4 protein-coding genes are annotated in these 14,501 nt (G+C 46.0%); 2 read left to right on the forward strand and 2 right to left on the reverse strand.

Annotated features, from left to right (window positions below):
• Window positions 1-18: 18 nt before the first annotated feature.
• Window positions 19-8,793 (forward strand): tandem-95 repeat protein, encoded by an 8,775-nt coding sequence (locus R8269_RS22585; RefSeq protein WP_318222665.1) that lies wholly within the window; start codon window positions 19-21, stop codon window positions 8,791-8,793.
• Window positions 8,794-8,879: 86 nt separating this feature from the next.
• Here the strand turns inward: R8269_RS22585 and R8269_RS22590 are convergent, their stop codons facing one another.
• Both R8269_RS22590 and R8269_RS22595 read right to left on the reverse strand, forming a co-directional pair.
• Entirely contained in the window at window positions 8,880-9,494 is a 615-nt protein-coding gene (locus R8269_RS22590; RefSeq protein WP_005377363.1) for an OmpA family protein, read from the reverse strand.
• Between the two features lie 2 nt (window positions 9,495-9,496).
• Window positions 9,497-10,810 carry a TolC family outer membrane protein gene (locus R8269_RS22595; RefSeq protein ID WP_021707835.1) on the reverse strand — a complete coding sequence of 438 codons (1,314 nt, stop codon included), beginning with the start codon at window positions 10,808-10,810 and terminating at the stop codon, window positions 9,497-9,499.
• 389 nt (window positions 10,811-11,199) lie between these two features.
• On the opposite strand from R8269_RS22595, the gene R8269_RS22600 reads away from it, so the two are divergent.
• The coding region (locus R8269_RS22600; protein WP_318222666.1) for a Calx-beta domain-containing protein at window positions 11,200-14,501 on the forward strand (3,302 nt) is incomplete at its 3' end.

The raw sequence follows: 14,501 nt of genomic DNA on the forward strand, positions 1-14,501 counted from the left end.
GTATCAGAGTCCACCACGGTGAACGTCGATGTCACACCAGTGAATGACGCGCCAGTGGCAAAAGATGATACCGCTGTTACTGACGAAGACACGCCAGTGACGATTGATGTCTTGCCAAACGATACTGATATCGATGGCGATACGCTGTCTATCCAATCGGCGTCTGTGCCGAGTGACCAAGGGACAGTTGAAATTGTTGACGGCAAGTTGGTGTTCACACCGGCTGAGAACTTCCATGGTGACGCCGAAATCACTTACACCGTTACCGATGGTGCACTGACTGACCAAGCGACGGTCAACGTCACCGTAAATGCCGTAAACGACACGCCAGTGGTTGAGAGCAGCATTGCAGACCAAACCTTGGCGGAAGACTTTACGCCATACAGCATCGATCTGAATACGGCCTTCAGCGATGTGGATAACGTGGATGGCGAGCTGAGCTTCAGCGTTTCTGGCAACAACAACGTGTTGGTGTCGATTGAAAATGGCATCGCGACCATTAGCCCAACGGCAGACTGGAACGGCTCAGAAGCGTTAACCTTTACGGCGACCGATCCAAGCGGTGAAAGCGTTAGCCAAACGGTGAACTTCACAGTAGCGCCTGTGGCGGACATCGTGGCAGATAAAGCGACGGTTGTGGAAGACACGCCGACCATCATCAAGGCCTTAGGTAACGACACGTTCGAAGGCGACGACAAAGTGGTGTCGCTGGATACCAACAACGGTCCAGCGAACGGCACGGTCTCGGTCAACCCGGACGGCAGCGTAACCTACACGCCAAACGACAACTACCACGGTACAGACAGTTTCACGTACATCGTCACATCTGGGGGCGTCAGTGAATCCACCACGGTGAACGTCGATGTCACACCAGTGAACGACGCGCCAGTGGCGACCAATGACAATGCCGTTACTGACGAAGACACGCCAGTGACGATTGATGTTCTGCCAAACGATACTGACATTGATGGCGATACGCTGTCTATCCAATCAGCGTCCGTACCTGAAACACAAGGCACAGTTGAGATCGTTGATGGCAAACTGGTCTTCACACCGGCTGAGAACTTCCATGGTGACGCCGAAATCACTTACACCATCACTGATGGTTCGCTGACTGACCAAGCGAAAGTAGCTGTTACCGTTAACCCAGTAAACGATGCGCCAACGATCAAGGTCGATGCTGTAGAAAGTATCACTGAAGATGCAGTGAATACCGATACGGTAGTGGCAACGTTGGAAGTCGCTGATATCGACACGCCAGAAGAGCAATTAACCGTTTCTTTAGAAAACAACTCAAACGGCTACTTTGCGCTAGTTGGCGATGAAGTCAAACTGACTCAAGCGGGTGTTGACGCGGTTAACAACGACGAACTCAACCTTAAAGACCTAACGATCAGCGCATCAGTATCGGATGGTGTTAATCCAACGGTTAGCGACAGTGATAGTTTGATTGTGAATCGCGTTAACGATGCACCAACAGTCGACAATGTGATTTCAGATCAAGTGTTAGCAGAAGATTTTACGATCTACACGATTGATTTAAACGACGCATTTAAAGACAGCGACTCCGCATTGAACTTCTCAGTGTCCGGCAACAGCAACGTGTTGGTGTCGATTGAAAATGGCATCGCGACCATTAGCCCAACTGCGGACTGGAACGGCTCTGAAGCGTTGACCTTTACTGCCACCGATCCAAGCGGTGAAAGCGTTAGCCAAACGGTGAACTTCACAGTGGCGCCTGTGGCAGATATTGAATCTGACCGCGCGACGGTTGTGGAAGACACACCAACCATCATCAAGGTTTTAGGTAACGACACGTTCGAAGGCGACGACAAAGCGGTGTCGCTGGATAGCAATAACGGTCCAGCCAACGGCACGGTCTCGGTCAACCCGGACGGCAGCGTCACTTACACGCCAAACGACAACTTCCACGGGGCAGACAGCTTCACCTACATCGTCACCTCCGGTGGTGTCAGTGAATCCACCATTGTTAACGTCGATGTCACGCCAGTAAACGACAAACCTGACAGTGAAGACTTTACGCATGTGGCCGATGATCAGCTTACGCACGTTGTGTTTGATACCGATACGAAGCCTCTGGGTCACGGTGACTCTCAAGATCATATCGCGGATGTTGAAGACGACTTAAAAGGCAACGATCTACATGTCCGAATTACTGAACTGCCAACCTCAGGTACGTTGTTCTTTAAAGATAGTGATGGTGAGTTGCACGAAATTAAAGAAGTAAGCGATACGCTTTATGACAAAGACAGCCTTTACTATGAAGCTGATAATGTGGGTTTCTTATTAGGTATCAAGGATCGCCCAGATACACCAAATAGTTCCGAGTCTACAACAGATTTCAATAATTGGGGGCTAAGTGAGGACGGAGGTCCATCACACTCCCGTACTGAGCATTTAGCAAATGGAGCTTCTATCACCATTTCTTCTGATAGCGGTGAGCTTGCGCAGTACAACCGCCAGGTGTCACACATCGGCAATGGTATCGCTGACAATGATGGGCAGGGTATTGAGAAAGGTGAAACGATTACGATCGATTTGTCTAATAATCCTGTGGGCAGCGTAAACCTTGGCTTAGATGGATTAGGTGGATTGTTTGATTACGGTGATGACAACGCAGCACTTATTACGGTTACATACTTAGATTCAAATAATGTCCAACAGACTCAAACGTTCGAGTTTTTGAAGCCTGAAGGCAACTTCATGCTATTCCAAGAAACAAGCGTTGGTTATGGGAAAGATCTAGCTCTTCCTGAAGGTTCGGTCATTACTCAGTTAGATTTTTCTACGAAAAATGAAGGGAACTGGGAGTTACGTTATGTAGAAGGTGTACCTGCCGAAGACAGCTTTGGATATGTGGCAGTCGACTCTGAAAATGGCGTTAGCGATCCATCTACAGTCAATATCGTTAATGAAATGCTAGATGGTAATATTGCTGAAAATGGGCCAAGCCTGTCTGTGGTCGGTGATAGCGTGACTGAGGGTGACAATGTCACGTTCTCGGTTGTTCTAAATGAAACCACTAGCACTGCCGTTAAGTACCAAGTTGATATGCTTGCTCAAGGTTCTTCAGTTGATAAGAATGACGTAAATCTATCAAATGCAACCTATACAAATGGTGTTGTTTTCTTAGGTGGTTACTTGATTGTTCCTGCAGGTATAAGTAGCTTCGAAATATCGATTCCGACTATTGATGACTTGGTTGTGGAAAGCAGCGAAACGATCGTTCTTGAGATCGGCGGTGAAACGGGGACGGCAACAGTTCTTGATAATGACAGTACAAAACTTAGCGTAGTAGATGCCGGCGATGTCATTGAAGGAACTGACGCAATATTTACCGTTTTACTCTCTAACCCTGTTCAAGAGGCCGTTGTCGTCAATCTGAAGTCAACAACAAATGATAGCTATACTGCGGAAGATGTTGATCTAGGCACTATGGTAGTGACCTATGTGGATACTCATGGTCAAACTCAAACATTAGATATAGCGCCTAATGGAGACGTTACTATACCTCCAGGTGTCGCTGAAATTAAAGTCGCAGTCCCGACCAAACTAGATAATGTCCATGAAGGTGATGAGAGCTTTGGTCTTACGGTTACGGAAATCGGTAGTGTCACCAGTAATGGTATTGCAACTGGTAACGCAAATATTGTGGATTCTGATCCTGCACCTTTAGTTAGTATTAGTGCCGATCAAAATAGCGTAAATGAAGGTGAAACGGCAGGCTTTACGCTGACACTTGATAAAGTTGCAGATGAGAGTGTTACGGTTCATGTCGAATATAGTGGCGTGGCCCAAGATGGAAAAGATTTTGTTGGCGTTCTGAGTGTTGAAGTTCCTGCGGGTCAATCTTCAGCTGCTCTTGACTTACTGACGGTCACCGATGGTATTTATGAGGGCGCAGAATCTTTCACAGTAACCATTAAAGAGGTTGATGGCGCTGATGCGAGCATTGCTTCAAATAACAGCGCAAGTGTTGTGATCGTTGATGCCCAAAGTGCACCGAAAGTGACTATTAGCTCAGATCAATCCTCAGTTGATGAAGGTAGTGATGCAAAATTTATCGTCAACATTGACCAAAAAGCAGATGAAGATGTACTGGTAACATTCACAATCGGAGGGAATGTTGATGACAAAGATTATATTGCTCCAAGTACGTACACAGTCACGATTCCAGCGGGTAAAACGTCGGCGCCGATTGATATAAAAACTCTCGATGATGGTATTTACGAAGATCTTGAAAACCTAACCGTGACTCTAATTGATACGGTTGGTGCAGATTCGACGCTTGCAAGTGACTCGAATGAAGCAACAGTCTCTATTATAGATGCTCAGCACGCTCCAGAGTTTATTTCTGGCGGCGATAGTGCTGGTGACAAACCAAATGATGATGTTTACGACTTCGGGTCAGTTAACGAAAACACGGTGAGTGGGGCCGTTATCGGCACGGTCGTTGCTGAAGATCACGATAATGACGTGCTTGTATACCGCTTTGCAGATGGCTCGAGCACTAATGGTATTTTTGATATCGACCCGACAAGTGGAGAGATTTCATTGAACAAGACAATCGATGATGTTGACTTGGGCGATTATACGCTTCAGGTTGAGGTTATCGATGGAACTGGCGGGATTGATACTGCCGAGGTAAATGTTTCTCTGGTAAATGTGAATGATGCTCCTGAATCTTCGCCTTCAGTGGTTGAGATGAATGAAGATACTCAAGTGATGCTTGATTGGTCATCATTCGGTATTAGCGATGTGGACTCTGATGTATCAGATCTATCCGTCCAAATTACAACGCTTCCTAGCGATGGCTCATTAGAGTACAGAGATTCGCAAGGCGATTGGCAGTCTGTACAAATCGATCAAGTCCTCGATAAATCGCTTTTTGAGGAAAACGGTGTTCGTTTTGTACCTGAATTAAATGAATCAGGCAGTGACAGCTTCGGCGGAAATCAAGTCGGAGATCAGGAATCTAGTTACGCTCAAATTGGTTTTAAACCGACAGATGGGCAGAGCTCTGGTCAAGAGTCGACACTGACAATAGACGTGAACCCTGTAGCTGACAAACCGAACTTAATTGCAGTGACGCCATTAAACTCATTGCCTCAACAAGAGTTTAACGTTACGACATGGAGTAATGTTCAAGTTGGTTCTAGTGATGGTATGGGGGTCAATGGAGAGACTCTAATCTCAGCGATCAACGCTCTTAATGAAGCCGATGGTACTCGATTGAGTTGGGCAAATGTGGAAGATTTAGGGACTCATGCAACCTTGGCAAATGAGGCCGTTCTAGTCACATCTCTTGTTTATCTCGAAGCTGGCTCGAGTTACGACTTTGTCGGTCAAGCCGATGATAGCCTTGCAATCAAGTTGGGTGGTACGTTACTTGATCAAGCTCGTTGGGGGAGCGACAGTGGTGATATTAAGGGAGCTAGCTTTACCCCTTCGGTATCTGGCTTTTATCCAATTGAAATTTATCACCATAACCAAAGTGGTCCGGGTAACTTTAATGTGGATGTATCCATTAATGGACAAGCGCCTGTCAACCTGAGCAATAGTAGTCTTTACGTAGTTAGTGATGAAAGTGCACTAGAAGCAACTGATATCAGAACGTCTGAACTACAAGAAGTTAATGGTGTTGCGTTTTACGAAACATACCAGCTGAACGAAGGGTTACAAGATACAGCGATACCGCTCTCTGAAATTAAAGCAAGCTTAAATGATACAGATGGCTCTGAATCACTTAAAGTCACGCTAACTGGCTTACCTGTAGGTGCGATCCTTTCAGATGGAAATAGTTCTATTACTGTCGCAACTATTGATGAAGAACTGGACGTGACAAGTTGGGCATTAGATGCACTTACTGTGACTCCACCTGCGGGCTCCCATGATGACTTCACTATCAATTTGACTGCAACGAGTACAGAAAGCTCGAATGGTGATTCAGCAGAATCTAACTTGGCGATCAATGTTGTAGTACATGAGAACTTACCGACGGAAACGGAAAGTGATTTGGGCGAAACCATAGAAGACAATACTCTACAAGGGAATGTATTGCTTAATGACTCTGACGGCGACAATATTCTGATGGTAGATCATCTTACTATCGATGGTGCTGATTACGAGGTAGGCGAAAGTGTTTCTTTGACTAGTGGTACGTTACTAGTAAACCGAGATGGTAGTTACATATTTGAACCTGCTGAGCATTGGTCAGGTGACGTTCCATTAATTAGCTATACCACAAATACTGGCGTAACAAATACACTTGATATCAATGTTGTTGCTATCGCAGATGCACCTACGATCACGATCAATGTTGGCGACTTAGTTAAACGAGATGCTATTGATCCAAACCATCACTTAGCTACATCGGCAATAAATAATACCAATACCGAAAATGAGGCTGTCGCAGCCAACCTTGGGTTGGATAATGCAGTACCTAAAATTAATACACACGCTGGTGTTGTGTTGGGAGTCAATACTGACTTAAGTGACACCGACAGCTTGTTTGTTGGGACAGATTTCAACGATGTATTCTATGGTGGCGGTGGCGATGACGTATTTGTTGGCGGTGGTAACAATGATACGTTTTATGGTGATGACGCGACCAGTCTTACTCTGCATGATGGTAAAGATACAGTCTACTTAACAGGGAACTTTGATGACTACAAAATGACCTTCAAAGACGATCATGGAGGTAAAGTTCCATATTGGATTTTATTAGATAGTCGTTCTATCGATTCGGTAAACGATCATACAGGTAGTGATGACCGAGGTGATCATTTATATGAAATTGAACGCGTTGTTTTTGCAGACAAAATTGTTGATTTGAAACCTGATGGCACTTATGAAGTGCTTCAAGATCGCTGGATTTCGGTCGATGTGGATGTTGATCTAGTTGATGTCGATGGAAGTGAGGATTTAGCGCAGACTGCTCTTGTACAAGATCTACCAGACGGTGTTGACGTGTATGTTGATGGGGTCGCAATTAAGCAAGATTCAAATGGAGATTACCCTGTCACTCTTGGTACAGATGGTAAGCTTTCCCTGGATATCAGAGTGCCATTCGATTATGAAGGCAGCTTAGAGTTCCCGCTAAGCGTTACTGCTACGTCTGTTGAAGGATCAAATAATGACGCAGCTTCAACAACTGAATCCGTTGAGCTTACAGCTCGTGACTATGTGTTGGAGTCGGGATCGCATGGGAATGATCAGATAACGGGTAGTGACGATCACGATATTATTGTTGGTGATGTTCAAGGATTGGAGATCATTGCAGGTCAGGACTACAACATCGCATTTGTTCTGGACACTTCAGGGAGCATGGGTAACTGGGTAGGAACTGCGAAGCAAGAAGTGCTAGATGTGTTTGATGAGCTGTTAAGTGCGGTAAATCAAGGAGAGAAGCCAGGGACAGTGAATATTCACCTTAGTGAATTTGCTTCAAGTGCATCAGCGGTGATTTCTGTTGACTTGAGTTCTCTTACAGCAAGAAAAGAGTTTGTAGAAGAGTTGAATCGTGTAATTGATGATGAGGGTTCTGGCGGCACAAACTATGAGGCGGGCTTACAGTCGGCCGTTGAATGGTTCAGCAGTCAACCTAACCCTAATGGCCAAAATATCACGTACTTTGTTACGGATGGTCAACCAAATAGAGCAACATACCTCTATGGTGTAGCACCGAGTGAATTCTCGAAAGTGATTTTGGACGTCGATAATTCTGGCAAGCTTGTTACCCTGCAAGATATTGCGAGTAAAAACAATTACTCATACGGACAAACAGTTACCTACAAAGGTGATGTCGTTATAGATAGTTACGGTAAGGTTTATTCACCGCTAACAGGAAGAATCCTTGGCGATATCGACAGATATTATGGCTCTATCCGTTATTACGATGAAGGGAATAGCTCGACACAAGCTCAACACATGTATCAAGTACTAGCGGCATTGTCCTCTATAGAAGCGATAGGTCTTGGGAGTGGCGTTGATGAACATACACTCAAGCAGTATGACACTGATGGTGTGGTAGAGTCAGATATTGATGTTACTAAGCTTGCTGAAACGATATTGGGTCAAGATGTACCTCTCAAACAAGGTTCAGACACTATTCAAGGAGGTGAAGGTAACGATATCTTGTTAGGTGACTTAATTGAGTTTGGTGGTAATGAACAAGGCTTAAGTGCGATTCAATCACATGTGGCGCAGCAAACGGGTCAGGATGTGTCTACCGTTGACGGCGAAGATATACATGAGTACGTTAGAAATAACTTGGAAGAATTCAACCAAACTCACCAAGGAGATAAATCGGATAATTTATATGGCGGCGCTGGTGATGACTTACTATTTGGTCATGGTGGCAACGACATACTCGTTGGCGGTGAAGGGGATGATATTCTGATTGGTGGTTTAGGTAGTGATACTTTAACAGGGTCAGAAGGGGCCGACATCTTTAAGTGGAGTGAAGTCACTAACGATGTTGATACTGTCACTGACTTCAATAAAAATGAAGACGCTCTAGACTTCTCAGATCTGTTTGACGACTTATCTAAAGATGAAATTGGAGAGCTTCTTAATGATCTTCAATCAGGTGATCATACTGGTGATGTCGGAGAGTATCATGTAGAAGTGGCACCAGACGGGGGATCTGAGGCAAACCTGAGTATTACAAAAGGGAGCTCGACATTGGACATCCATTTTGACGGTGCAAGTGTTGATGATGTGACTCAAAGCTTAATTGCGAGTTTAGAAGCTCAGTACAAAGACATGTAGTAGCGCTAAACTGTAGTCAAATTTAAAATCAAAAAGGTCTAGCAATTTGCTAGACCTTTTATTTTTACGGTCTGTTTATTGTTGTGCTAGCTTTTTGGAAGTGTTGTGAAAACGGTCCATTCTTTCTTCACTTCACCCTTGTGGCCAATCACTGTTGCGGTTACTCGACGGTTCAATGCGTGACTAACTTGGTCTGTACCTTGTGTCGCAAGTACTGTGTCTCCATAGCCGACAATGGTAACTCTATCTCCACTAATGCCGTTCTTCATGAGCTCTTTTCTAACGTTTTCAGCGCGGCGCTTAGATAAGTCAAGATTATGTTCTGCAGTACCAGTGCGACTAGCATAACCTTGAATCTCTATAGACGTGTTCGGGTACTCTTTCAAAAAGTCGGATAGTTCAAGAATTTGTTGCGTAAAGATAGGGTTGATCACATCGGAATCGTTCGCAAATAGTACTCGAATTTGCATTTCTTGTGAGGAGTCAACGTACGAACCGCAACCGTCGTTGTCTATTTCGGCACCCAAAGGTGTACCCGGGCACAAATCTCGCTCGTTAATGACTCCGTCAGAGTCATCATCTATATGATCAGCCCACTGATCGGCAATTGGGGTATCTATGTAATCATATTCATCACCACGATCTGATGAACTGCATGCGGAGAGCATTAATGAGAGTGTAATAAAAGCTATGTGTTTCATAATTAATACTCCACTTCTTCTAGCCATTCTTTAGGCATTTCAACCCTTAATGCACTCAACAGTTGCCCAGTTGCGTTCATCACTCGATATTTGGCGTACTGCTCTGCGTATTTAGAATCTAAGTAGTCTTTACGCGCCTCAAAGAGCTCGTTTTCAGTGTTCAATAGATCAAGCAGTGTTCGTTTACCGATGCGATATTGCTTCTCGTAAGCAATTACGGTTTCAGACGCAGAGTCTACATGATCTGATAGAAACTCTTTTTGTTGTAATGTTAAATCAAGCGCACTCCAAGAAAGCCTTAACCCTTCTTCAACATTGCGATAGGCACCTTCACGCAAGTCTTTTGCTTTATTTAGCTGGTAGGCAAAGTTTTCTGAGTTCGCTGCATCACTGCCACCATTGAATAGGTTGTAGCGTAGACGCAGCATGGCAAGTGTCTCATCACTTCGACCTTTTAAACCATCAGCGTCGTCACGCCATGTTTGCGAAGCTTCAATTGAAATGGTTGGGTAATTAACACCTTTAGACTGTTTGTATTGAAACTTAGCCGAGTCTACGTCTGCGAGCGCCACTTGAATAACGGGATGAAGTTCAAATGCCAAGCCTACCGCTTCATCAACCGTGTACGGGATAAAGTTTTGGTCCGCTCTCGGAAAGATTAACCCTTGTGGTGTTTGACCGACTAAACGAGTGAACATCGTGTGAGAGTCATACAGGTTATTTTGAGCAGCAGCTAAGTTTCCGTGTGCTTTTGCCAAACGTGCTTCTACCTGCGTCAAGTCAGCAGTAGAGCCGATACCCGAGTTGACTCGTTTTTTAATGTCATCGTAAATATCTTTATGAACAGCAAGGTTGTTTTCTGAAAGCTTTAGGACTTCATACGCTTTAACAGCGTCCAAGTACACTTTAGTCACTTCAAGTGCCTTATCTGAAGCATCTGCTAAGAGTTGAAATCTAACAGATTCAGCATCAGCTGCGGTTCGATCAATATCATTTAATGTAGCGCTACCATCCCATATTAGTTGGGTCAGTGTCACTGAAGCTTCCTTTCGAGTGTAATCCGTGTCTCCTCGACCAACTTCATCTGACGGGTCTAATCCTTCATATCCAATTCCAGCATCTAGATCAACAGAGGGGAGGTAAGCACCTGATGAAGCTTCATTTATGTACTTCTGGCTCATAAACTCGTTAAATGCACTCTTAATATCGGGGTTATTTTGTAGCGTCTGTGCAACCGCTTGCTCTAGAGTTTGACCGAAAACTGGTGAAGACACTATTAAGCAACAGCAGGCTATATGTACTCGATTCCATCTCACGTTAGTTCTCCTAAAATCATGTCGCTCTTATTCTGTTTCATATTTGAGACGAGAAGTTACAAACAATGAATTTTCTTAGTGCGTATTATCAACTTGTTGATGTTTAAATGTTTAATTCAATAAAAAACAACAATCTTACTCTCTAAACTCTAGCATACGAGGCAAAGCTTGCTTGGTAAGTGGTCGATTTTTTCGTAGAAAACCTTTTTATCTTAAGAGCATAGCGGAAACTGGTTTAAATGAAGGCAAATTCTTCGGTTATTTTCCTTATTACTCTCAAAAAACTAAATCCTCTTGGAATAAAACGAAAAATTCATATTTTGTCTAAACTATAGACGTGTTTAGTGCAGTAACAAGCCTTTAATTAAACTAATACAAGGATGAAGAGCATGGATCGAGTAGCGTTAAGTTCATTGATGAGCAATGTCGTGGTTATAGGGCTTGATGGGAACCTGAGAAGTCTTGAAAGTGGTCAGCTACCTCAGCCTGGTGAATTAATTATTGAGGAAGTTTCTGATACATCAGAATTAATTGTACAACAGGTAACACCGCAAGGTAGTTCAATTAACGTTACTGATGATGTCACTACGCTAATCGAGGCTATCGCTAGTGGAGAAGACCCTACTGCTCTTGGTGAGGATTTTGAGCCAGCTGCAGGTGAGGAAAGTGGTTCTAGCCCCCAAAATACTGGTGCAATAGATCGTACTGGCGCTGAATTGTTGGCTAGTACGAATTTTGAGACCGTCGGTATTGATGGAATCGGACTATCTACAACTCAAGCACTATCTTTGTTGGATCTTTTCAGAGTAATTAATGGCCCTGTACCACCGACTATCTTAGTTCAAGAAATATCTAGTCCGACTATCAACGAAGGTGACCAAGTTGTATTCGATATTACTCTAAGTCAAACAACTGAAGACAACACTGATGTCATTCTTTCTCTCCTTGATGGAACCGCAACAGGCGGCTCAGCTGACGAGAACGGGAGTGACTACGTCAATGAGCGTGTCCTCATAACATTTTCTGATGGTACAACAGAAGAAGTTTCAGTCGGTGAAAGCGGAACCTTTACCATTTCGATCCCACCGGGTGAAAGTGACTTTACGGTCTCTATAGACTCTATTGACGACTCTGTATTTGAAGGCCCAGAAACGTTTACGCTCTCTGGCACGACAGAAGAACAAAGCACACCTGTTACTGGGACTGCCACTATTTTAGATGATGGTAGTGGACCTGGCTCAAATCCTGATGATGATCGCCCAGCGGTAACGATGAGTGATGCAGGTACGGTTAATGAGGGTGAGACAGCGAACTTCAAAGTGACGCTGTCGAATGCCTCCGAGTCCACTGTTCAAGTCGAGCTAGGCCTGAACTTAGGTGACACCGAAGTTGGAGACTTAGGCACCTTAGAATACAACACAGGCTCCGGTTGGGTTGCAGTGCCAAACGATGGCGTAGTAACGGTGCCAGCGGGGCAAACTGAGTTTGATGTGCGTATTGCTTCCATTGATGACGCCGTTTATGAAGGTCCTGAAGATTTCAGTGTGACAGTGACTGGCATTGGTGCAGTGCAAGGCAGCGATACGGGGACGGCGACGATCGTGGACGACGGCAGTGGTCCGGGCCCTGATCCGGATGATGACCGTCCAAGCGTGACTATCTCAGATGCTGGCACCATCAATGAGGGTGAGACAGCGAACTTCAAAGTGACGCTGTCGAATGCCTCCGAGTCCACTGTTCAAGTCGAGCTAGGCCTGAACTTAGGTGACACCGAAGTTGGAGACTTAGGCACCCTAGAATACAACACGGGAAGTGGTTGGGTTGCAGTGCCAAACGATGGCGTAGTAACGGTGCCAGCAGGGCAAACTGAGTTTGATGTGCGCATCGCTTCTGTTGATGACGCCGTTTACGAAGGCCCTGAAGATTTCAGTGTGACAGTAACCGGCATTGGCGCAGTACAAGGCAGCGATACGGGGACGGCGACGATCGTGGACGATGGCACTGGGCCAGGCCCCGATCCGGATGATGACCGCCCGAATGTGACTATTTCAGATGCTGGCACCATCAATGAGGGTGAGACAGCCAACTTCAAAGTGACGTTGTCGAATGCCTCCGAGTCCACTGTTCAAGTCGAGCTAGGCCTGAACTTGGGCGATACCGAAGCCGGTGACTTAGGTACCTTGGAATACAACACAGGCTCCGGTTGGGTTGCAGTGCCAAACGATGGCGTAGTAACGGTGCCAGCGGGGCAAACCGAGTTTGATGTGCGTATCGCTTCCATTGATGATGCTGTTTATGAAGGTCCAGAAGATTTCAGCGTGACGGTGACTGGCATTGGGGCGGTGCAAGGCAGCGATACGGGTACGGCAACGATAGTGGATGATGGTACGGGTCCGGGCCCCGATCCGGATGATGACCGTCCAAGCGTGACTATTTCAGATGCTGGCACCATTAATGAGGGTGAGACAGCCAACTTCAAAGTGACGCTATCGAATGCCTCCGAGTCTACAGTTCAAGTCGAGCTTGGCCTCAACTTAGGTGACACCGAAACCGGTGACTTAGGCACCCTAGAATACAACACCGGGAGCGGTTGGGTGGCAGTGCCAAACGATGGCGTGGTAACGGTGCCAGCGGGGCAAACTGAGTTTGATGTGCGTATTGCTTCCATTGATGACGCGGTGTACGAAGGCCCAGAAGATTTCAGCGTGACGGTGACTGGCATTGGGGCGGTGCAAGGTAGCGATACCGGTACGGCAACGATAGTGGATGACGGCACGGGTCCAGGACCTGATCCGGATGATGACCGTCCAAGCGTGACTATTACCGATGCTGGCACCATTAATGAGGGTGATACGGCGAACTTCAAAGTGACGCTATCGAACGCGTCTGAAGCGGAAACGCAAGTAGAGTTGGGTCTTAATCTCGGCGATACCGAAGTCGGTGACTTAGGCACCTTAGAATACAACACAGGCTCCGGTTGGGTTGCAGTGCCAAACGATGGCGTGGTAACGGTGCCAGCTGGGCAAACCGAATTTGATGTGCGTATTGCTTCCATTGATGACGCCGTTTATGAAGGCCCTGAAGATTTCAGTGTGACGGTGACTGGCATTGGCGCAGTGCAAGGCAGCGATACCGGTACGGCAACGATCGTGGACGATGGCACGGGTCCGGGCCCTGATCCGGATGATGACCGTCCAAGCGTGACTATCTCAGACGCTGGCACCATCAATGAGGGGGATACGGCGAACTTCAAAGTGACGCTATCGAACGCCTCCGAGTCTACAGTACAAGTCGAGCTAGGCCTCAACTTAGGTGACACCGAAACCGGTGACTTAGGCACCCTAGAATACAACACCGGGAGCGGTTGGGTGGCAGTGCCAAACGATGGCGTGGTAACGGTGCCAGCGGGGCAAACTGAGTTTGATGTGCGTATTGCTTCCATTGATGACGCCGTTTATGAAGGTCCTGAAGATTTCAGTGTGACAGTAACCGGCATTGCCGCAGTACAAGGCAGCGATACGGGTACGGCAACGATAGTGGACGATGGCACGGGTCCGGGCCCTGATCCGGATGATGACCGTCCAAGCGTGACTATTTCAGACGCTGGCACCATCAATGAGGGTGAGACAGCGAATTTCAAAGTGACGTTGTCGAACGCCTCCGAGTCTACAGTTCAAGTCGAGCTTGGCCT

The organism is Vibrio sp. Vb0667 (assembly GCF_033391095.1).

Excerpts from the sequence above, each read along its gene's own strand:
- R8269_RS22590 (WP_005377363.1), bottom strand. The coding sequence starts at position 9,494 with ATGAAACACATAGCTTTTATTACACTCTCATTAATGCTCTCCGCATGC.